The following is a 20,706-nucleotide window of genomic DNA, read 5'->3' on the forward strand; positions in this document are numbered from 1 at the left end:
TTGCCCGCGAAAGGGCTGCTACAGGCAATACACATAAGGAGCTGCACATGAAACTGCTGGTGGTCGAGGACGAAGCTCTGCTTCGCCATCACCTCTACACCCGACTGGGCGAAAGCGGCCATGTGGTCGAGGCCGTTGCCGACGCCGAAGAGGCCCTGTACCAGGCCGGGCAATACCACTTCGACCTGGCCATCATCGACCTGGGCCTGCCCGGCATCAGTGGCCTGGAGCTGATCACGCGCCTACGTAGCCAGGACAAGACCTTCCCCATCCTCATCCTCACTGCCCGTGGCAACTGGCAGGACAAGGTCGAGGGCCTGGCGGCCGGTGCTGACGACTACCTGGTCAAGCCGTTCCAGTTCGAAGAGCTGGAGGCTCGCCTGAATGCCCTGTTGCGCCGATCCAGCGGCTTCACCCAGTCGACCATCGACGCCGGCCCCCTGGTGCTCGACCTCAACCGCAAACAGGCCACCCTCGACGAACACCCCCTGGCGCTGACGGCCTACGAGTACCGCATTCTCGAATACCTCATGCGCCATCATCAGCAGGTCGTGGCCAAGGAGCGCCTGATGGAGCAGCTGTACCCGGGGGACGAGGAGCGCGACCCCAATGTCATCGAGGTGCTGGTCGGCCGCCTGCGCCGCAAGCTTGAGGGCGAGCACGGCTTCAAACCCATCGACACCGTGCGCGGCCTGGGCTATCTGTTCACAGAGCGCTGCCGATGATCCGCTCCCTGCGGGTACGCCTGATGTTGGCCGCCGCCGTGCTGGCGCTGCTGTTCATGCTGGCGCTGTTGCCGGCCTTGCAGAAAGCCTTCAGCCTGGCCCTGCAGGAATCGATCGAGCAGCGGCTGGCCTCGGATGTGACCACACTGATTTCCGCCGCGCGCATCGAGCATGGCCAACTGCAGATGCCGACGCTGCTGCCGGACGAGCGTTACAACCTGCCGTATACCGGCCTGCTGGGCTACATCTTCGACCGCGACGGCAACCTGGTCTGGCAGTCGCGGGCCACTGCCGATCGGCACATCAATTACAGCCCGCGCTACGACGGGCGGGGTAACGAGTTTGCCCGCATTCACCAGTCCGACGGCGAAGAATTCTTCGTTTACGACGTCGAGATCAAGCTGCTGGGCGGCCAAAGTGCCGCTTACAGCATTGTCGCCCTGCAGCCGGTGAGCGAATACAAGGCCACCCTCAATGGCCTGCGAGAAAAGCTCTACCTGGGCTTTGGTGCTGCCTTGCTGGCATTGATGGTGCTGTTATGGGCGGGCTTGACCTGGGGGCTGCGTTCCTTGCGGCGGCTCAGCCACGAGCTGGATGAGGTGGAATCGGGCGCACGCGACGGCCTGAGCGGCGAGCACCCTCGCGAGTTGCTGCGCTTGACCCGTTCGCTCAACCGCCTGCTCCGCAGTGAGCGCGAGCAACGCACGCGCTATCGCGATTCGCTGGATGACCTGGCCCACAGCCTGAAGACGCCGCTGGCGGTGTTGCAAGGTGTGGGCGAGAGCCTGCAGCAGCGCAGCGGCGAGCGCGAGCAGGCGCGGGTGCTGCAAAGCCAGATCGAGCGCATGAGCCAGCAGATCGACTACCAGCTCCAACGCGCCAGCCTGCGCAAGAGCGGCCTGGTGCGCCACAGCGTGAGGCTGCTGCCGTTGCTCGACAGTTTGTGCAGCACGCTGGCCAAGGTTTACCGGGACAAACAGGTGAACGTGGCCCTGGAGGTGCCTGATGCGGCACAGGTGCCGATGGAGCAGGGCGCCTTGCTGGAGATGCTCGGCAACCTGCTGGAAAACGCCTACCGGCTGAGCCTGGGCCAGGTGCGGGTAAGCCTGGAGCAGGCGCCCGGGCAGTTGACCTTGTGTATCGAGGACGATGGGCCGGGGGTGCCGGCCGATCAGCGTGAGCGCATCCTGGAGCGGGGGGAACGGCTGGACAGCCAGCACCCGGGGCAGGGTATCGGGCTGGCGGTGGTCAAGGATATCGTCGACAGCTACGACGCCGAGCTGAGCCTTGGGGATTCGCCATTGGGTGGGGCCGCGTTCAGGATCACCTTCAACCTCGATTGATTCGCCGGCACAGGCAAATCGTATCGGGCGGATTCCCGCCATACCCCCTGTACAAATCCCGCCACCGGGCGGAAATCCGCCAGCCTTCCTCAGGCAAATCGCCCCGTCGTTGGGCATTTATCCCTAGCAAATACGGCCTCTGCACCCTTCGTGGGCATTTTGGCACCACCCTTGCTATTGATCCCTTCAGAGGCCTGCCCAGGCAGCTCGAACACAACGACAAATCCCTCCGGGTGCAGGAGGGTTAGCGATTCAGGTGCCCCATCACCCTGGGAAGGGTGGGCCGGCACACTTGAGGAAAATGAGCCATGACGACACGTCAGCCGCTGTACAAATCCCTGTATGTCCAGGTGTTGGTCGCCATCACCATCGGCATTCTGCTCGGCCACTACTACCCGGAAACGGGCGTCGCCCTCAAACCTTTGGGTGACGGCTTCGTCAAACTGATCAAGATGGTCATCGCCCCGATCATCTTCTGCACCGTGGTCAGCGGCATCGCCGGCATGCAGAGTATGAAGTCGGTCGGCAAGACCGGCGGCTACGCGCTGCTGTACTTTGAAATCGTCTCCACCATCGCCCTGATCATCGGCCTCGTCGTCGTCAACGTGGTCAAGCCAGGCGCTGGCATGCACATCGACGTCAGCACCCTGAACGCCAGCAGCGTGGCTGCCTACGCCGCCGCCGGCGCGCAGCAGACCACCGTCGGCTTCCTGCTCAACGTCATCCCCAACACCGTGGTCGGCGCCTTCGCCAACGGCGACATCCTGCAAGTGCTGATGTTCTCGGTGCTGTTCGGCTTCGCCTTGCACCGCCTGGGCAGCTATGGCAAGCCGTTGCTGGACATGATTGACCGCTTTGCCCATGTCATGTTCAACATCATCAACATGATCATGAAGCTGGCTCCGATCGGTGCCTTCGGCGCCATGGCCTTCACCATTGGCCAGTACGGCGTTGGCTCGCTGGTGCAACTGGGCTACCTGATGGCCTGCTTCTACATCACCTGCCTGCTGTTCGTGCTGGTGGTGCTGGGCGGTATCTGCCGCGCCCACGGCTTCAGCGTGCTCAAGCTGATCCGCTACATCCGTGAAGAGCTGCTGATCGTGCTGGGTACTTCCTCGTCGGAATCGGCACTGCCACGCATGCTGGCCAAGATGGAGCGCCTGGGTGCCAAGAAGTCGGTTGTCGGCCTGGTGATCCCGACCGGTTACTCGTTCAACCTGGATGGCACCTCGATCTACCTGACCATGGCCGCGGTGTTCATCGCCCAGGCCACCGACACCACCATGGACATCACTCACCAGATCACCCTGCTGCTGGTGCTGCTGGTGGCCTCCAAAGGTGCTGCCGGCGTTACCGGTTCGGGCTTCATCGTGCTGGCCGCCACCCTGTCGGCTGTTGGCCACTTGCCAGTTGCTGGCCTGGCGCTGATCCTCGGCATCGACCGCTTCATGTCTGAAGCCCGCGCCCTGACCAACCTGGTAGGTAACGCCGTTGCTACCGTGGTGGTTGCCAAGTGGGTCAAGGAAATGGACAACGACAAGCTCGCTTCGGAGCTGGCTTCCGGTGGTGCTCCGCTGGTCGATACCCGTCCTACCGATGACCTGGGCGTGGCCGAAGGCCCGGCTCGCTGATCGCGGGATGGTTAAATGAAAAAGGCGACCCTTGAGGTCGCCTTTTTCATGTTCGTGCCGCGTTCAGGCCAGCACCACTTCCAGCACCCGGATCACCTCCGGCTGCGGGTAATGCCACCTCACTTGCACATCCCAGAACTTCACCCCATACACCCGTTCGGCCGGTGGTATCTGATAGGCCGGTCGTGGGTCCTGGGCCAGGCACTGCTCGATCAGCTCTACCAGTGGCTCAGCCAGGCGTAGTGCGTGCTCGCGAGCCTGGGGCAGGGCGTTTTCACCCCACTGCACGGCAATCGCAGCGGGTGCTTCACTGGCCATCTGGTTGCTGGCGCCCGGGATGCTGTCGGCGTAGGGCACATAGGGCTTGATGTCCAGTACCGGCGTGCCATCGAGCAGGTCGATCCCGGACAGCAACAGGCGGCCAGGCTCTACCCCCTCCAGACGCACCACTGACTGGCCGATGCCGTTGGGCCTGTGGGTGGCGCGGGTCGCGAACACACCCATGCTCTTGTTGCCGCCCAGGCGCGGTGGCCGCACTTTCAGGCGGGGTTTGTCTTCCAGGGCCTTGTGGAACAGGAACAGTAGCCAGACATGGCTGACCTGCTCCAGGCCTTCGACCGCATCACCCTGGTCGAACGGCGGCAGCAGTTCGAGCACGCCGCGCGCCGCAGGCGCCAGCTGCGGCTGGCGCGGGATGGCGAACTTCTCCTTGAAGCAGGAGCGCACAATACCGACCGGGGCAACCGTGTGCTGCATGGCCACTCAGCCGCGCACGCGTAGGGTCAGGCCCTTGAGGAAGTTGCGCAGCAGCTGGTCACCGCACGGGCGGTAGTTGTCGTGGCCGGCCTTGCGGAACAGCGCGCTGAGCTCTGGCTTGCTGACCGGGAAGTTGACCGACTTGAGGATCGCGTGCAGGTCGTCTTCCTTGAGCTCGAAGGCCACCCGCAGCTTCTTGAGGATGAGGTTGTTGGTCACCGGCAGCTCGACCGGCAGCGGTGGGCGGCTGTCATCCTTGCCGCGGCGGTGAATCACCAGGCCATCGAGGAAGTGCGCCATCACCCGCTCAGGGCAACGTACGAAACCTTCCTCTTCTTCTTTCTTCAGGTAGGTGGCCAGCACCAGAGGATGCACTTCGAGGCCGGAAAGCCCGATGATTTCAGCCATCTTGGCGTCGTTCACCTTGAGCATGTAGCGCAGGCTGCGCAGGACATCGTTGTGGTTCATTGCTGCAGAATCCTGTTCAGGTGCCACGCGTGTGCGTGGCGTATTGCTTAGAAACGTTCGGTAGTGGCCAGGTAGCGCCATTGGCCTAGCGGCAGTTTGCCCATCGATACGCCACCCAGGCGAATACGGCGCATGCTTACCAGCTCCAGGCGCAGGTAGGCGCACAGCTCGGCGATTTGCCCGGGCTGCGGGTTTTTCAGCACCATGCGCAGGTGGGTCTCGTTTTGCCAGCTGGCTTTGGTCTTAGGCAGTTCGCGATCATTGCGCGTGGCCCCGCGCGCCAGGCGTTCCAGCGCCTGGGGCGTGGTTTCGCCGCGCACTTCGACGATGAACTCCTGCTCCAGGCGGCGCAGGTCGGCGTTGATCTTACGCGTTACCCGCCAGTCCTGGGTGAATACCTGCAGGCCGGTGGCGCCGCGCTCCAGCGGCGCCACGCACTCCTGCCGGGCAAAATGCCCGTGCAGGGCGCGCACGCCTTCGCGGTGAGCCTCGCTGAGGTTGCCCATGTTCATGCTGGCGCGGGCGGTTTCACTGTCGATACCGGCGGGTTGGTTCATCAGCAGGGTCACCGGTTCCAGCGTTTCGGCGCGGGCGCCCGGTAACAGCTCGACGCGCTGTTGCTCAACCTTGAACTGCGGCTGCTCGACGACCACGCCATCGACCGTCACCCAGCCGCCTTCGATATACAACTCGGCCTCGCGACGGGAGCAACCCAGCTGCTCGATGAGGCGTTTGGACAGGCGGACGGGTTCAGACATGACGGTAATTCGCAAAGGCAGGGAAAGACCCGCATTGTACCTGCCTGCGCGGCGCAGGGGCTGGGAATCTGTGTCATTTACGCCGTTTTGCGCAGGCGCATGTGCAGCAGCGGGTAGGGCTGGCCCAGGCCATCGGTGTCTGAACGGCCGAACACTTCGAAACCTTCATGCAGGTAGAAGCCCAGGGCTTGCGGGTTCTGCTCGTTGACGTCCAGGCGTTCGGCGTTCAGTTCGTCGATCGCATAGTGCAGCAGGCGCTTGCCAACCCCTTGGCCGCGGTACTCAGGTGCGACGAAGAGCATGTCCACGCGCCCGTTGGCGACCCCGGCGAAGCCACAGATACGTTGCCGGTCCTTGCAGCAGACCAGCATCACCGCATCCAGGTAGCGGCGCAGCACGTGGTCGCGCAGCAGCAGGATGTAGCCCTCTGGCAGGAAGTGATGGGTGGCGCGTACCGAGTCCTCCCACACCTGTACCAGCTCGCTGTAGTCGCTCAAGCGCGGCGTTTGCAACGTCAGTGGCGCAGGCATGCCGGTGGTCCTCCATGGCGATAGGGAAAACATAGCAGCCCAACCACCGGTCGGCTTGTCTGTGTAGCGCTTGAACGGCGGGGGGTAGGGGTCTATTAATTAAGCGTGGGAAAAAATCCCACGCAAAGAAAAACTAAAACTGACAACAAGACTTTTACTGATTTGGCGTTCTCGTGGCGACAACCTGGAGACGGACTATGCAAATCCACCTGCTGTTCAAGAAGGCCTTACTGGCCGTTGCCGTAGCTGGCGTGCTTTCGACGTCCATTGTGTTGATCCCTGACACGATTTCTCACAGCTCCAGCGCCTATGCCAAAGATGGTGGCGGTGGCGGTGGTCACGGCGGCGGTGGAGGCGGCGGTCACGGTGGTGGTGGAAGTGGCGGTGGCGGCGGAGGCCACGGCGGTGGTGGGAGTGGTGGCGGAGGCGGAGGCCACGGCGGTGGAAGTGGTGGTGGCGGAAGTGGCGGTGGTGGTGGTGGCCACGGTGGTGGCAGCGGAAGTGGCGGTGGTGGCCATGGCAGTGGCGGAGACGGTGGCGGCCATGCCGGCAACAGTGGTAGCGGCCACGACGGCAATTCAAACGCTGGTCGCAGCAGCAACCATGCTGAGGCGGGTGACGATCATGGCAATCACGTGGGTGGTGAGCCCGGTGACGATCACGGCAATCACGTTGGCGGTGAGCCCGGTGACGATCATGGCAACCATGTTGGCGGTGAGCCCGGGGATGATCATGGTAATCATGTCGGCGGCGAGCCTGGCGATGATCACGGCAATCACGTGGGTGGTGAACCTGGTGACGATCGCGGCAACCCTGTGGGTGGCGAACCGGGTGATGACAACAGCAGGAGCTGACAGGCGTTGATCAGCCCAACTTCTCCCCCTTCGATGTTAAGCGCACTGCGGCGTGTCATGCGTCCGCTGGTGCGCTTGATGTTGCGCAAGGGGGTGACCTACACGGTGTTCGCCGACCTGCTCAAGGACGTGTTCGTCGACGTAGCCCACCGCGAGTTTCGCCTGGACGGCACCCCGCCCACCGACAGCCGTGTCAGCCTGCTCACAGGCGTGCACCGCAAGGATGTCCGGCGGATTCGCAGTGAAGGCGGCACGGCGCTCGCAGCCTTGCCGGCAAACATCACCCTGGGTGCACAGTTGGTCAATGTATGGACCACCAGCCCGCCGTTCTGCTCGGCACCTGGCCAGGCGCTGGCACTGCCGCGTTTGGCCAGTGTCGGCGGCGACTGTTCATTCGATGCCCTGGTGGCCAAGGTCAGCACCGATATCCGTGGCCGGGTTGTGCTGGATGAGTGGTTACGCCTTGGCATCGTCCGGCTCGACGAGCAGGATTGTGTGCACCTGGAGGCCCAGGCATTCGTGCCGCAGACGGGTTTCGATGAAAAAGCCGCCTACTTTGGCCACAACCTGCATGACCATGCCTGCGCAGCGGTGCACAACCTCAGTGGCGAAGGCCAGCCGTTCTTTGAGCGCAGCGTTCACTATGATGCCTTGAGCCTGGCCAGCGTCGAACACGTGCGTGAAGTGGTTTCCACGAATGGCATGCAGACGCTGCTTGCTTTCAGCCGGCTTGCAGCAGAGCTGGAGGGCGCTGATGAGCCCGCCGTCGAGCAGCGTCAGCGCATCACCGTAGGGCTTTATTTCTACACTGAAGCTACCCAGCCCGATTTGTCGAAGACACCCGGCCCATGACTTCTCTTGCGCGCTGCCTCAGTGCTATCACGCTCGCCCTGGTTTTCGGGTTGAACCTGATGGCGCCTGCCGAGGTGGCCGCAGCGCCGGTGTGTGTCAGCCGTGATGAAGTGGGGATGGCCGGTGCCGCAGGCGTGCAGTTTCCGGGAGGGACGGGCGGCACCGGTGTGCGCAGTGAAAACGGTGGTGTTGGCGGCACTGGCGCACCGCATCCGCAGCGCCCCGGTGGCACAGGCGGTACGGGTGCAGTGGCGGAGGGTGTGGACGGCACCTACTTTGATCACAGCAGTGGCGGTGTTGGCGGTACCGGTGCGCCAATCCTGCGCCCGGGCGGTACCGGCATTGTCGGCACCATCACCGGGTTTGCCTCGATCTGCGTCAATGGCATGGAAGTGCACTATGGCAAAGACGTACCGGTGAGTCAGAACGGTGCACCGGCCAGCAGTGCTCACCTGGCCATCGGGCAGGTTGTGGCGGTGGAGGCCATTGCCACCCAGCGCGGCCTGCAGGCTGGGCGTATCTCGATCCTCAACGCTTACGAAGGGCCGCTGACGGCGCTCCCCAGCGCTTCGGCCCCGCTGCGGGTGATGGGGCAACCGGTGCGCCTTGCCGCAGGCGCGCGGGTGGCGCAAGGGCTGCGCCCGGGCGAGCCGGTCCGGGTCAGCGGCTTGCGCGATGCCAGGGGCGAAGTGGTGGCGACCCGTATCGAACGGGCCCCGGGGCTGCGAGAGGCCAGTGCCATTGGGGCGATTGATCGCCCTGGTAGCCTTCAAGGGCTGCAACTGGGTACCCGCGTAGCTCCGGCACGGGAACTGCTGGTGCGCGGCCAGTGGACCGGGCGTCAACTGGAAGTGGCGCAAACCCGCCCTGACCCTAGCCTGCCGTTTGCTGGCCGTGTGCAGCAGGCGGTGGTCGAAGGGCTGGTGCAGCGCGCGCAGGCTCGGCAACTGGTGGTTGCAGGCATCAATGTGACGCTGGGGCAGGGCACTGTGATCGTTGGTAAACCGGCGGCGGCGTTGGCGCTCGATCAGCGTGTGCGGGTGAGTGGTGTATTCAATGGCGCTCACGAACTGCGGGCAACGCGTGTGGAGTTCCAGGATGGCCGCGCCGACAACCCGGACAGAGGCCATTCGGGGCGTGGCAGCGAGCACGGCAGCAGTGATTCCGGCAGTTCAGGCAACAGTGGCCATGGCACACGCGAAGCGACCGCTGTTGGCACCGAAGGCCGTGAGGATCACAGCGGTGGCAGCGACATTGAGGACGCCAGCGGGCACGGCAAGTCAGACAACGTGGACAAGTCTGGCAAGGCAGAGCCTGTCGAAACGGTAGAGCAGCCTGAAAGCAGCAACAGTGGCCGTTCTGACCGGGTAGAGCGGGTCGAAGTCGAAAAGGTAGAAAAGGCCGAGAAGGTTGAGAAGGTTGAGAAGGTTGAGAAGGTCGAAAAGGTGGAGAAAGTCGAGAAGCCTGAAAAGGTCGAGGAGGTTGAAAAAGTCGAGAAGCCCGAAAAAGTAGAGAAAGTCGAAAAGGTGGAGAAAGTCGAAAAGCCTGAAAAGGTCGAGAAGGTTGAAAAAGTCGAGAAAGTCGAAAAACCGGAGAGGATAGAGACCGCCGAAAAAGTCGAGCATCCGGAGCGTTCCGGGCGTTAGGCAACTAGGCTGGGTATGTCCGCTCACACTTCCCGACGGGATACCGAGGTGCCGATGAGACCGACCCTCCCGCTTCTCGCCTGCCTGCTGTCATGCACCAGCGTATCAACCTTGGCTGACACCTTCAGCGCGGCCATCGGCATGGACTATTCAAGCGGCGACTATGGCACGGGCACCACGTCGGAAATCTGGTACGTGCCCGTGGTCGGCAAGTATGAAACCGGCCCCATGACCTACAAGGTCACCGTTCCCTGGCTACGCATCACCAACCCGGAAGTCGGCCCGAATGGTGACCCCTTGCCCGGCGGTTGCCGGGATGTGGAAAGCGGGCTGGGCGACACGGTTGCCAGCGCCGGGTACGCCCTGCTCGATGGCATCGACGGCGGCCTGATGCTGGACCTGATCGGCAAGGTCAAATTCCCCACCGCTGATGAAGACCAGTGCCTGGGTACCGGCGAATACGACTACACTGCCCAGGTCGACATCACCAAGGGCTTTGGCTCGGTCACCGGCTTCGCGACACTGGGCTGGAAGAAGTTCGGCGACCCACCCAACAGCGATTTCGACGACCCGGTATTCGCCAGCCTCGGCTTTGCCATGCCTGTGGCTACGGGCACGTCGGCGGGCGCGTCCTACGACTGGCGGCAGAAGGTGGTCTCGACAGGGTCGCAGATCAAGGAACTGACCTTGTTCCTGACCCACAAGCTCAACCCGCAATGGAAAGTGCAACTGTATGCGGTCAAAGGCTTTTCGGACGCCAGCCCGGATGCAGAGGGGGGGCTGATGCTGTTTCGCACGTTCTGACAAAAAAGCCCCTGCGCCGGCTTACCGGGGCAGGGGCTTTTCAGTGTTTCAGCCGCTTCAGATAGGCTCGGCCCACATGTCGTACTCGTCGGCATCCACCACACGGCAGCGCACTTTGTCGCCTGGCTTGAAGCCATGATCGCCGTCGATGAACACGCTGCCGTCGATTTCCGGGGCATCGAAGAAGCTGCGGCCAACTGAACCTTGCTCCTCGACTTCGTCGATCAGCACGTCGATTTCCTTGCCGATGCGCAGTTGCAGGCGGGCGGCGCTGATGGCCTGCTGGTGGGCCATGAAGCGGTCCCAGCGGTCCTGCTTGATGTCGTCCGGCACTTCTTCCAGGCCCAGGTCGTTGGCCGGTGCGCCCTCTACTGGCGAGTACTGGAAGCAGCCCACGCGGTCCAGCTGGGCTTCGGTCAGCCAGTCCAGCAGGTACTGGAAGTCTTCCTCGGTTTCGCCCGGGAAGCCGACGATGAAGGTGGAACGGATCACCAGCTCGGGGCACTGTTCGCGCCAGTTCTTGATGCGCGCCAGGGTGCGGTCTTCGAAGGCCGGGCGCTTCATCGACTTGAGCACTTTCGGGCTGGCGTGCTGGAACGGGATGTCCAGGTACGGCAGGATCTTGCCGGCGGCCATCAGTGGGATCACGTCGTCGACGTTCGGGTACGGGTACACGTAGTGCAGGCGTACCCAGGCGCCCAGGCTGCTCAGCGCTTCGCACAATTCGAGCATGCGGGTCTTGACCGGGCGGCCGTTCCAGAAGTCGGTCTTGTACTTGACGTCGACGCCATAGGCGCTGGTGTCCTGGGAAATCACCAGGATCTCCTTCACCCCGGCCTTGACCAGGCGCTCGGCCTCGCTCAGCACTTCACCCACCGGGCGGCTGACCAGCTTGCCGCGCATTGACGGGATGATGCAGAAGCTGCAGCTGTGGTTGCAGCCTTCGGAGATTTTCAGGTACGCGTAGTGGCGCGGGGTCAGCTTGACGCCCTGAGGCGGCACCAGGTCGATCAGCGGGTTGTGGTCCTGGCGTGGCGGTACCACTTCGTGCACGGCGTTGACCACCTGCTCGTACTGCTGCGGGCCGGTGACCGACAGCACGCTCGGGTGCACATCACGGATGCTACCTTCTTCGACACCCATGCAGCCGGTGACGATGACCTTGCCGTTTTCCTTGATCGCTTCGCCGATCACTTCCAGCGATTCTGCCTTGGCGCTGTCGATGAAGCCGCAGGTGTTGACCACCACCACGTCGGCGTCCTCGTAGGTGGGCACGACTTCATAGCCTTCCATGCGCAGCTGGGTCAGGATGCGCTCGGAATCGACCAGGGCTTTAGGGCAACCCAGGCTTACGAAACCTACCTTGGGGGTGGCGGGCGTGGTGGACATGACTAACCTCGGTATTGAATGCAGGTCGCCCGGCCGGAATCGGGGGCGATCTTGACGGGCGCTTTGGGCGCCTCTGATCAAAAAGTGCGCAATTCTAGCGAGCGTGACGTCGCTTGACCAGCAGAAATACGACGAACGCTGCGCTATGCAAGCCAACCGGACTGTGCACGACTGGTAAAACCTCGAAACACAGCCAGGCAATGCCTCCCCTTGAACCGATGAGCTCCTGTCATCACCCTCTTTCACGCCTATGAAACCTTTTCTTGAACTTATTCAATTCTTATAGTTTTCTTATAAGACTGGCGTGGATATGAATACGATCAACTGGTCACGCAACGCAGTGAAGCAACTCAGGAAAATCGACAAGGTTGATCAACCCAAGGTCTACGACGCCGTTCAGGCGTTGGCGCACATGCCGCACGCTCAAAGCGTCAAGGCGCTGGTCAACCACCATTATGGTTACCGGCTAAGGGTAGGTAACTACCGGGTTCTGTTCGACTGGGATGGAGGCGTGAAAATTGTCAGCATCGAGGAGGTCAAGAAGCGCGATGAGCACACCTACTAATGTACAGATCATCAATGGCGCCGACGGTCGTCCTGCCTTTGTCGTGTTGCCCTATGCCGATTACATCGCCAGCCGCCCGCAACCGGACTTGGTGCCCAACGAGGTGGTTGGCTATATGGTGAAGGACGGCATGACTGCCATTGCTGCCTGGCGCAGGCATCTTGACCTGACTCAGGCTGAAGTCGCCCAGCGCCTGGGGATCTCGCAGTCAGCCTATGCCCAGCAAGAAACAGCAGAGCGCCCGCGTAAGGCTACTCGCGAAAAGATTGCCGCTGCCTTGGGCATACCCATGCAGTGTCTGGACCTTTAGTTTTTGCCGCCATCTCGCTCTGACAAAGGTGGACCAGCAGAAAATCGACGAACGCTGCGCTATGCTTCGCGCCATTGCGTCCGGGGTGTCAGTGTTACCTCGGCGCAGGTGAGAATTCTACTGGCCTAAAAGGCCGTCTGCGGGAGTGGTCGATGGTTCAGGCAAGCAGTCACGCCGAGGGCGGGCACGAGGGGAAGCAGGGCGCGGCGCGGTCGCTGGGCCTGCTCGTGGCGGCGGTCGGGGTGGTTTATGGCGATATCGGCACCAGCCCGTTGTACACCCTGAAGGAAGTCTTCACCGGCGGTTATGGGGTGCCGGTCAACCATGATGGCGTGCTGGGGATCCTGTCGCTGATCTTGTGGTCGCTGTTGTGGGTGGTGTCGTTCAAGTACGTGATGTTCATCCTGCGTGCCGACAACCAGGGCGAGGGCGGCACCATGGCGCTGACCGCGCTGGCGCGGCGTGCCACGGCGGCCTACCCGCGGTTGCGTACGCTGATGGTGATCTGCGGCCTGATCGGCGCTTCGCTGTTCTATGGCGACAGCATGATCACCCCGGCGGTGTCGGTGCTGTCGGCGGTGGAGGGCATGGGCCTGGCGTTTGACGGTATCGACCACTGGGTGGTGCCGATTTCACTGGTGGTGCTGGTGGCATTGTTCCTGGTGCAGAAGCACGGTACCGAGAAGATTGGCAAGCTGTTCGGCCCGATCATGGTCACCTGGTTCGTGGCGCTGGGCGCACTGGGCGTACATGGCATCTCGCAGAGCCCGGAAGTGCTGAAGGCCTTCAACCCGGGTTGGGCGATCAATTTCTTCATCGTGCACCCCGGCATGGGCGTGGCCATTCTCGGCGCAGTGGTGCTGGCGTTGACCGGTGCCGAGGCGCTGTACGCCGACATGGGCCACTTTGGCCGCAAGCCGATCGCCCGGGCCTGGTTCATTCTGGTACTGCCCGCGTTGGTGCTCAACTATTTCGGCCAGGGTGCGCTATTGCTGCAAAACCCGGACGCAGCTCGTAACCCGTTCTATCTGCTGGCACCGGGCTGGGCGTTGCTGCCGTTGGTCGGGTTGGCGACCATGGCCACGGTGATCGCCTCGCAAGCGGTAATCTCGGGGGCGTTCTCCCTGACCCGCCAGGCCATCCAGCTGGGCTACATTCCACGCATGCAGATCCAGCACACCTCCAGCGACGAGCAGGGGCAGATCTACATTGGGGCGGTGAACTGGACGCTGATGGTCGGGGTGGTGCTGCTGGTGATCGGTTTCGAGTCGTCCGGCGCCCTGGCGGCGGCCTACGGTGTGGCGGTGACCGGCACCATGCTGATGACCACTATTCTGGTGTCGGCCGTCATGTTGCTGCTGTGGAAATGGCCCCCTGTGCTGGCGGTGCCGATCCTGGTGGGTTTCCTGTTTGTTGACGGGCTGTTCTTCGCTGCCAACGTGCCGAAAATCGTCCAGGGCGGTGCCTTCCCGGTGTTGGCGGGTGGTGTGCTGTTCCTGTTGATGAGTACCTGGAAGCGCGGCAAGCAGATACTGGTCGAGCGTATCGACGAAGGCGCGCTGCCGCTGCAGCTGTTCATCAGCAGTATCCGTATTCAGCCGCCACATCGGGTCGAAGGTACGGCGGTATTCCTCACTGCGCGGGCCGACGCTGTACCCCATGCGCTGCTGCATAACATGTTGCATAACCAAGTGCTGCACAGCCAAGTGGTGTTGCTGACGGTAGTCAGCGAAGACCGGCCGCGCGTGCCGGAGCAGGAGCGTTTCGAAGTGGAAGCTTACGGTGACGGGTTCTTCCGCGTGTTGCTGCACTTTGGCTTCATGGACGAACCGGACGTGCCGGCTGCGTTGAAACTGTGCCATCTCGATGAGCTGGACTTCACCCCGATGCGCACCACCTACTTCCTCAGCCGCGAAACGGTGATTGCTTCACGGCTGGAGGGGATGTCGCGCTGGCGGGGCAACCTGTTTGCGTTCCTGTTGAAGAATGCCAACGGTAACCTGCGCTTCTTCAACCTGCCGCTGAACCGGGTGATCGAGCTGGGGACCCAGGTCGAGATCTAATGGTCAAGGGGCCGCAAAGCGGCCCCAATTATTGTCAGTTCTGTTCGGCGACGCTCGATTTGCCTTGGCGCGTCTCGATCTCACCAATCAAGCGCTTGGCCAGCGCCGGATAGTTCTCGTCGAAGTGGTGCCCGCCTGGCAGTTTCAGGCGCTCACCCACCGCCGTCTTTTCCGTGCAACCGCTTTCATCGGTTTCTTCAACGCCATACACACACACCACCTTGGACGCCGGCAGCCTGGCCATCTCTGGCCCGGTCGGTGCTTCCTGACCTTCCTTGCCCAACCAGCCCTCGACCTCGATCTCGAAGCTGCCACTGCGGGCAAACGCCAGCAGCATTACGGCATCGATACGCTGTTGGTCCTCTGCCGGCAGGCGGTTATAGATGGCTGGCAGCACATCGGCACCGAACGAATAACCTGTCAGCACGAAGCGCTTGGTGCCCCACTTCTGCCGGTAATGTTGCATCAGCTCGGACAGATCGGCGGCGCTTTGCTCCGGGGTCTTGTGCTGCCAGTAGTAGCGCAGCGTGTCGATGCCTACCACCGGGTAGCCCAGCTTGGCCATTTCCCCGGCCACATCACGGTCCAGGTCGCGCCAGCCACCATCACCGGAGAGGAACAGAGTGACTGTGTCGGTCGTCTGCCCGGCCGGTACCTCGACCACCGGAATAGCCAGGGCGTTGCCGTCACGGCCAACCAGGGCCTGGGTCAGCTGGGCCTTGAGCACTTGTGGCAGGTGAATGTCGTAGTCGCTGATGCTGGTTTCGGCGTTCGCCTGGTCACGTACGAAAGCGGCGCTGGCGTCATCCGGGTTGTCGTTCCAGGCGACGTTCCAGTGGCCATGAGGTGCCGCCTTGGGCAGTGGGGCCTGACAGCCGGGTTGCTCCAGGCTGAAGTCCACTGAAATGGCCCGCGCCTTGTCATCGCTCTGGCTGGCCAGCCAACGCCAGGCCTGGGCGGCGCCAGGGCCTATGCCGGCGACCAGCGTCGGCTTTTCCGACAGCTCTGCCAGGGCCTGGTCCATGGCCTGCTGCTGTTTGCTACAGTCGTTCGGCGGCAGCACCACCTGCACCAGCTGGGCTTCGCCGGCCTGGCTCAGGTCCAGCAGTTGCTTGTCGGTCAATGCCTGGTCCTGCGGTACGCCAATGGCCACCCGGGCCTTGGCGTGCACGCCAGGTGTCACCCGGGTGATGTGGGTGTCATTGAGGCTCAGTTGCTCCAGGCGCGCCTCGGGGGCCGGGCGCGTCCACAGCCAGAACGCCAGCGCGCCACCCAGGGCGGCCAGTAGCAGGGGAACCAGCAGGTACAGCCAATAGCGTCGGGTCATCAACGTTTCACCAATCCAGTCAGGCCGCCTGCAATCAGGGCGGCAGTGTCGGCCAGTGCTACCAGCGGGTCGAGCCCGGCCGGCACGGCCATGTAGCGGGGTTCCCAGTCCGGTTGGAACTTGTCCTTGAAGCGGCGAAGCCCCTGGAAGTTGTACAACTGCTCGCCCCGGCGGAACACCATCGAACCCAGGCGCTGGGTCAAGGGAGCACCTCGCCGCGGTTGCAGGCCGGAAAGCGGCACCATGCCAAGGCTGAAGCGGGCGTAGTCATGGCTTTTGTAGTGCAGGATCAAGCCGATCATCATGAACTCCATGGTCAGCTTGGGGGCCTCGGGGTGCGCACGCATCAGGTCGAGGCTTGCCAGTTCGTTGCCATGGGTTTCCAGCAGGTTGGCGAAGGCTACCGGGCGGCCCTGAAAGCGAATCAGCGCGATGCGGAAGTGTTGCAGGTAGTCCGGGCTGAAGCGCCCCAACGAAAAGCCTTTCTCTCGCACGTTCTTGCCGCCGAGCCAGGCATCGGAAATTTCCTTCAGCTCTGCCAGCGGGGCGTGGCCGGGTTCATGGATTTCCAGGCTCAGGCCGTCGCGACCACCGCGATTCCAAGTGTAGCGCAGGTCTTTCATCTCCTTGCCTTTGGCTTCCAGATCGAAGCGGCGCAGGTCGACACGGGCTTCTTCACCCAGCTTCAGCGCTGTCAGGCCAATGTCCATGTAGAACGGCAGGTTTTCGGCACGTACTTGGTAGAACACCGGGCGAGCGTGGTGCAGGTCGCACAGATCGCGGAACTGCCAGATCATCTCGGCGCGTTCCTGGGCCGGGCCGATGGGGTCGTATAGGGCCACCAGGCTGCGGCCACGCCGCGCGTACATGAGGAAGGCATTGCCACGCGGGTGGAACAGCAACGCTTTGTCGCCCGTCAGGGCCAGGCCGCCGTCGGGCTGGTCGGAAGCCAGCAAGATACGGTTGGCGCGCTGCAGTTCCGCTTCGTCGGGCAGGTGGATCACAGGAGGGGCGGTGCGCAGCAGCCAGGTCAGCGCCACCGCGGCCAGCAGCAAGGCGCTGCCCATGGCGGCGCGCAGGCCGCGTGGGGCATCGGCATCGAGGGTGAACTGCCACCACAGCTGATGGCTGTAGGGCACATCCTGGTAGGCGAACAGCAGCAGCCACACCGAAGCGCCGACTGCGCAGGCACTGGCCACCAGGAACACCGGCGAGAAGGGCAGCTCCAGCAGGCGGCTGGGGCGGTAGAACGAGCGACGGAACAGGGCAAGCAGGGTCGCGGTAAAGGTCAGCAGGCACGCTTCTTCCCAGTCAAACCCCTTGAGCAGCGACAGCAGGGCGCCCACCAACAACAGCACGGTAGTCAGCAACCAGGCGGCGGACAGGCGCCGACGCAGGCCCTGGGCCAGCAGCAGGCACAGCACGCCGATCAGGCTGGCGCCGAAGTGCGAGGCATCGATCAGCCGGTGCGGCACCAGGAAGCCCATGTGTTCCAGGCGCGTGTCGATTTCGGGTGTGGCGCCCGAGAACAGCAGCACCACGCCGGACAGGAATACCAGAATCGACAGGATCGGTGCGGCCAGTCCGGAAGCTGCCTTGATGGCCTGCTGGGCGAACAGCAGGCGCCGGGCTTCGTTGGCCAGCAACAGTACACAGGCCAGCAGCAATGGCAGTACCACGTAGATCAGCCGGTACAGCAGCAGGGCGGCCGCCAGCGGTGCAGCACCGAGCTGGTCGGCAAAGGCTGCCAGCAGGATCGCTTCGAACACCCCGACGCCGCCCGGCACATGGCTGAGTACGCCAGCGGCCAACGCCAGCAGGTACACCAGCACGAATGCCCCGAAAGGTGGTGCTTCGGGCAGCAGCAGATACAGGACGGTGGCGGCGGCTGCCACATCCAGCGCGGTGATCAGCAGTTGCAGGGCCGCCAGCCGTGTGCCTGGCAGGCGTAGCGTGCGGCGGCCCAGCTGTACCAGCAGGTTGTTCGACAGCGGTTGCTCGGCCAGGCGCCGGCGGTACAAGCCGAACACCAGCAGGGCAGAGGCTACCAGCACGGCGGTGGCGATGCCTGCCAGCAAGCCCGGCGCCAACCCCAGTGCAGCCGAGGCTGCCGGCAGGTCGCTCAAGGTCGCCAAGGCTGCCAGGGGAGGCAGCGCGCAGCCCAGCGACAAGCTGGCAAACACCGTCATGCGAGCGACTTCGCCAGCCCCCAGCCCTTGGCGTGCATAGAGCCGGTAGCGCACCGATCCGCCTGACAGCATCGACAGCCCGATGGCGTTGCCGATGGCAAAGGCACTGAAGCCGCCCAGCACCAGGCTGTGCACTGGCAACTTCACCCCGGCATAGCGGCTGGCCGACCACTCGTAACCCAGCAGGATCACGAAGCCCGCAACCGTCGCCACACAGGCGCCCAGCAACGACTGGGTCGGCACACTGAGCATGGCGTCGTGCAAGGCATAGATATCCAGCTCGCTCAGCAGGTGGCGGCAGGCAATCAAAGCCATGGTGAACAGCACCAAGGTCACTGCCAGGCCGATGGGCTGGCGGTAGCGGCTCAGGCGTTCGAGCAAGGGCAGGCGTTGCACGGCACCGGGCAGTGCCGAGGCGAGCGGCACCTGAGGTTCGGGGTTATGGGAAGTCATGAGTTGCCCCGGGCATGCTGCGCGAGGTAGAGGGAAGGTGCGGCCAAGTGAAAGTCCCTTAGGAAAACGTATCCAATATTACTCCGGCCTCAGGCGCTTTCAGCGGCCTGGCAGGGTTAAAGATAGTTCATCCTGGGGACGATGCCTCAAACCTGCGGGATGGCTGGAGGGGCGGAGAAAATGAAGCGATGAAATGCAGGGGCGTAGAAACAACAAACCCCGCGCTGCTGTTAAACAGGCGGGGTTTGTTCTGACGAATATGGTTGCGGGAGCCGGATTTGAACCGACGACCTTCGGGTTATGAGCCCGACGAGCTACCAGGCTGCTCCATCCCGCGTCAGAGGGGCGAATTCTACAGTCTGCCAATTGAATGTCAAGCATTCGGCTTCAGTTTGAGCGTTTTTATTCGCTGTGCTTTTGAGCGAGCAAAGAAAAAGGCCACTGTGTTAACAGTGGCCTTTTCTTGAATCTGGTTGCGGGAGCCGGATTTGAACCGACGACCTTCGGGTTATGAGCCCGACGAGCTACCAGGCTGCTCCATCCCGCGTCAGTGGGGCGAATTCTACAGTTTGTAATGTGTATGTCAAGCGCTACGCTTTGATTTTTCGAGCTTTTTTTAAAGTTGCCTTTCAGCAGGCAAAGAAAAAGGCCACTGCGTTAACAGTGGCCTTTTCTCGAATCTGGTTGCGGGAGCCGGATTTGAACCGACGACCTTCGGGTTATGAGCCCGACGAGCTACCAGGCTGCTCCATCCCGCGCCTGTGAGATCGAATTCTACGGATTTACTTCCTGCTGTCAAGCAAATATTCAGGAAAAACCTTTTTTGTTCAAACCCTTAGCACTCGTTGGCAAGATGCAGCTCAGGCGCGGCGCGGCTTTCAGGCCAATTGTCGAATGCTGGCGCGGGTAGCTGTTTCAGGGCAGGGCGCATGCGATACTATCTGTATGAATTTACAGTGCTGACGGTCATCCATGTCCTTGCGCAAGATCATCCACGTCGACTGTGATTGCTTTTACGCTGCGATCGAGATGCGTGACGACCCGCGTCTGGCCGGGCGCCCCATGGCGGTGGGAGGTTCACCCGACCACCGTGGGGTGATCGCCACCTGTAACTATGAGGCGCGTGCCTATGGTGTGCGCTCGGCCATGTCGTCGCGCCATGCACTTAAACTGTGCCCCGACTTGCTGATCGTCAAGCCGCGCTTCGAGGCTTACCGGGAGGCCTCGCGCGAAATCCATAGCATTTTCCGCGACTACACCGAGTTGATCGAGCCGTTGTCGCTGGACGAAGCCTATCTGGACGTGAGCGATAGCCAGTGGTACTCGGGCAGCGCCACGCGTATTGCCGAGGATATTCGCCGGCGGGTCGCCCGTACCTTGCATATCACCGTATCGGCGGGGGTGGCGCCGAACAAGTTCCTGGCCAAGATCGCCAGCGACTGGCGTAAGCCCAATGGCCTGTTCGTGATTACCCCGGGTGAAGTGGAGGCGTTCGTGGCTGCCTTGCCGGTGGCCAGGTTGCACGGGGTGGGCAAGGTGACGGCAGACAAACTGGCACGGCTGGGTATTGAAACCTGTCTGGAACTACGCGAATGGTCGCGCCTGGCGCTGGTGCGCGAGTTTGGCAGTTTTGGCGAGCGCTTGTGGGGGCTTGCGCGGGGGATCGACGAACGTGCGGTGCACAACGACAGCCGTCGACAGTCGGTGAGTGTGGAAAACACCTACGACACCGACCTTCCAGACCTGGCCAGCTGCCTGGCGCGGCTGCCCGAGCTGCTGGAAAGCCTGAACGAACGCATCGCCCGCATGGACAGCAGTTACCGGCCGGACAAACCCTTCGTCAAGGTGAAGTTCCACGACTTCAGCCAGACAACCATGGAGCAGGCCGGGGCGGGCAGAGACCTGGAAAGCTATCGACAGTTGCTGGGGCAGGCGTTCGCCCGTGGAGGCAAGCCGGTACGCTTGCTGGGCGTGGGGGTGAGGTTGCGCGATTTGCGCGGGGCGCATGAGCAGTTGGAACTGTTCCCGCCCAAATGAAAGGGG

At 62.7% G+C, this 20,706-nt stretch carries 18 protein-coding genes and 3 tRNA genes; 11 read left to right on the forward strand and 10 right to left on the reverse strand.

Going from position 1 to position 20,706, the window contains the following annotated elements:
- The first annotated feature begins 47 nt into the window (after positions 1–47).
- The 3 genes from APH36_RS10705 (at position 48) to APH36_RS10715 (ending at position 3,699) form a co-directional block, all read left to right on the forward strand.
- On the forward strand, positions 48–725 hold the full coding sequence (locus APH36_RS10705) for a response regulator (RefSeq protein ID WP_060498601.1): 678 nt from the start codon (positions 48–50) through the stop codon (positions 723–725).
- Positions 722–2,068: an ATP-binding protein gene (locus APH36_RS10710; protein ID WP_016712022.1), complete on the forward strand. Its 1,347-nt coding sequence runs from the start codon at positions 722–724 to the stop codon at positions 2,066–2,068. Before APH36_RS10705 ends, APH36_RS10710 begins: the two co-directional genes overlap by 4 nt.
- A gap of 308 nt (positions 2,069–2,376) precedes the next feature.
- Positions 2,377–3,699: a dicarboxylate/amino acid:cation symporter gene (locus APH36_RS10715; protein ID WP_060498602.1), complete on the forward strand. Its 1,323-nt coding sequence runs from the start codon at positions 2,377–2,379 to the stop codon at positions 3,697–3,699.
- A 63-nt stretch (positions 3,700–3,762) separates the two neighbouring features.
- On the opposite strand, the gene tsaA is transcribed toward APH36_RS10715, so the two are convergent.
- The 4 genes from tsaA to APH36_RS10735 form a co-directional block, all read right to left on the reverse strand.
- Positions 3,763–4,455 (reverse strand): tRNA (N6-threonylcarbamoyladenosine(37)-N6)-methyltransferase TrmO, encoded by a 693-nt coding sequence (gene tsaA, locus APH36_RS10720; RefSeq protein WP_060498603.1) that lies wholly within the window; start codon positions 4,453–4,455, stop codon positions 3,763–3,765.
- Between the two features lie 6 nt (positions 4,456–4,461).
- A complete protein-coding gene (locus APH36_RS10725) occupies positions 4,462–4,923 on the reverse strand; it encodes a DUF1456 family protein (protein ID WP_060498604.1) in 462 nt (153 codons plus the stop codon).
- 47 nt (positions 4,924–4,970) lie between these two features.
- Positions 4,971–5,681: an rRNA pseudouridine synthase gene (locus APH36_RS10730; protein WP_060498605.1), complete on the reverse strand. Its 711-nt coding sequence runs from the start codon at positions 5,679–5,681 to the stop codon at positions 4,971–4,973.
- A 77-nt stretch (positions 5,682–5,758) separates the two neighbouring features.
- Positions 5,759–6,211, reverse strand: a complete 453-nt coding sequence (locus tag APH36_RS10735) for a GNAT family N-acetyltransferase (RefSeq protein ID WP_060498606.1) — start codon at positions 6,209–6,211, stop codon at positions 5,759–5,761.
- Positions 6,212–6,408: 197 nt separating this feature from the next.
- On the opposite strand from APH36_RS10735, the gene APH36_RS32080 reads away from it, so the two are divergent.
- From APH36_RS32080 to APH36_RS10755, 4 genes are read left to right on the forward strand one after another with little or no spacing between them, the layout of a single operon-like run.
- Entirely contained in the window at positions 6,409–7,065 is a 657-nt protein-coding gene (locus tag APH36_RS32080) for a hypothetical protein (protein ID WP_082426369.1), read from the forward strand.
- Positions 7,066–7,122: 57 nt separating this feature from the next.
- Complete coding sequence (locus tag APH36_RS10745) at positions 7,123–7,917, forward strand: DUF6502 family protein (RefSeq protein ID WP_060498608.1); 795 nt, start codon at positions 7,123–7,125, stop codon at positions 7,915–7,917.
- On the forward strand, positions 7,914–9,563 hold the full coding sequence (locus APH36_RS10750) for a DUF5666 domain-containing protein (RefSeq protein WP_060498609.1): 1,650 nt from the start codon (positions 7,914–7,916) through the stop codon (positions 9,561–9,563). The genes APH36_RS10745 and APH36_RS10750 overlap by 4 nt, the downstream gene beginning before the upstream one ends.
- A 54-nt stretch (positions 9,564–9,617) precedes the next feature.
- Positions 9,618–10,367, forward strand: a complete 750-nt coding sequence (locus APH36_RS10755; protein ID WP_060498610.1) for a hypothetical protein — start codon at positions 9,618–9,620, stop codon at positions 10,365–10,367.
- 57 nt (positions 10,368–10,424) lie between these two features.
- On the opposite strand, the gene rimO is transcribed toward APH36_RS10755, so the two are convergent.
- Entirely contained in the window at positions 10,425–11,756 is a 1,332-nt protein-coding gene (rimO, locus tag APH36_RS10760; RefSeq protein WP_060498611.1) for a 30S ribosomal protein S12 methylthiotransferase RimO, read from the reverse strand.
- A gap of 310 nt (positions 11,757–12,066) precedes the next feature.
- Between rimO and APH36_RS10765 the strand changes: the two genes are divergently transcribed.
- From APH36_RS10765 to APH36_RS10775, 3 genes are all read left to right on the forward strand, one after another.
- On the forward strand, positions 12,067–12,321 hold the full coding sequence (locus APH36_RS10765; protein WP_060498612.1) for a type II toxin-antitoxin system RelE/ParE family toxin: 255 nt from the start codon (positions 12,067–12,069) through the stop codon (positions 12,319–12,321).
- On the forward strand, positions 12,305–12,631 hold the full coding sequence (locus tag APH36_RS10770) for a helix-turn-helix domain-containing protein (protein ID WP_060498613.1): 327 nt from the start codon (positions 12,305–12,307) through the stop codon (positions 12,629–12,631). Before APH36_RS10765 ends, APH36_RS10770 begins: the two co-directional genes overlap by 17 nt.
- 152 nt (positions 12,632–12,783) lie before the next feature.
- Positions 12,784–14,694, forward strand: a complete 1,911-nt coding sequence (locus tag APH36_RS10775; protein ID WP_060498614.1) for a potassium transporter Kup — start codon at positions 12,784–12,786, stop codon at positions 14,692–14,694.
- 34 nt (positions 14,695–14,728) lie between these two features.
- Here APH36_RS10775 and APH36_RS10780 read toward each other — a convergent pair whose 3' ends face one another.
- The 5 genes from APH36_RS10780 to APH36_RS10800 all read right to left on the reverse strand — a co-directional run bounded on the left by APH36_RS10780 (position 14,729) and on the right by APH36_RS10800 (position 19,421).
- Entirely contained in the window at positions 14,729–16,021 is a 1,293-nt protein-coding gene (locus tag APH36_RS10780) for a virulence factor family protein (RefSeq protein WP_060498615.1), read from the reverse strand.
- Complete coding sequence (mprF, locus tag APH36_RS10785; RefSeq protein ID WP_060498616.1) at positions 16,021–18,663, reverse strand: bifunctional lysylphosphatidylglycerol flippase/synthetase MprF; 2,643 nt, start codon at positions 18,661–18,663, stop codon at positions 16,021–16,023. Before mprF ends, APH36_RS10780 begins: the two co-directional genes overlap by 1 nt.
- A gap of 260 nt (positions 18,664–18,923) precedes the next feature.
- Positions 18,924–19,000 (reverse strand) — tRNA-Met (locus tag APH36_RS10790).
- A gap of 133 nt (positions 19,001–19,133) precedes the next feature.
- A tRNA-Met gene (locus APH36_RS10795) sits at positions 19,134–19,210 on the reverse strand.
- A gap of 134 nt (positions 19,211–19,344) precedes the next feature.
- Positions 19,345–19,421, reverse strand: a tRNA-Met gene (locus tag APH36_RS10800).
- Between the two features lie 220 nt (positions 19,422–19,641).
- Here APH36_RS10800 and dinB point away from each other — a divergent pair.
- Positions 19,642–20,700, forward strand: coding sequence for a DNA polymerase IV (gene dinB / locus APH36_RS10805; protein ID WP_164525228.1), 1,059 nt, complete (start codon positions 19,642–19,644; stop codon positions 20,698–20,700).
- Positions 20,701–20,706 lie beyond the last annotated feature (6 nt).

The organism is Pseudomonas sp. NBRC 111133 (assembly GCF_001320605.1).
GTDB lineage: Bacteria > Pseudomonadota > Gammaproteobacteria > Pseudomonadales > Pseudomonadaceae > Aquipseudomonas > Aquipseudomonas monteilii.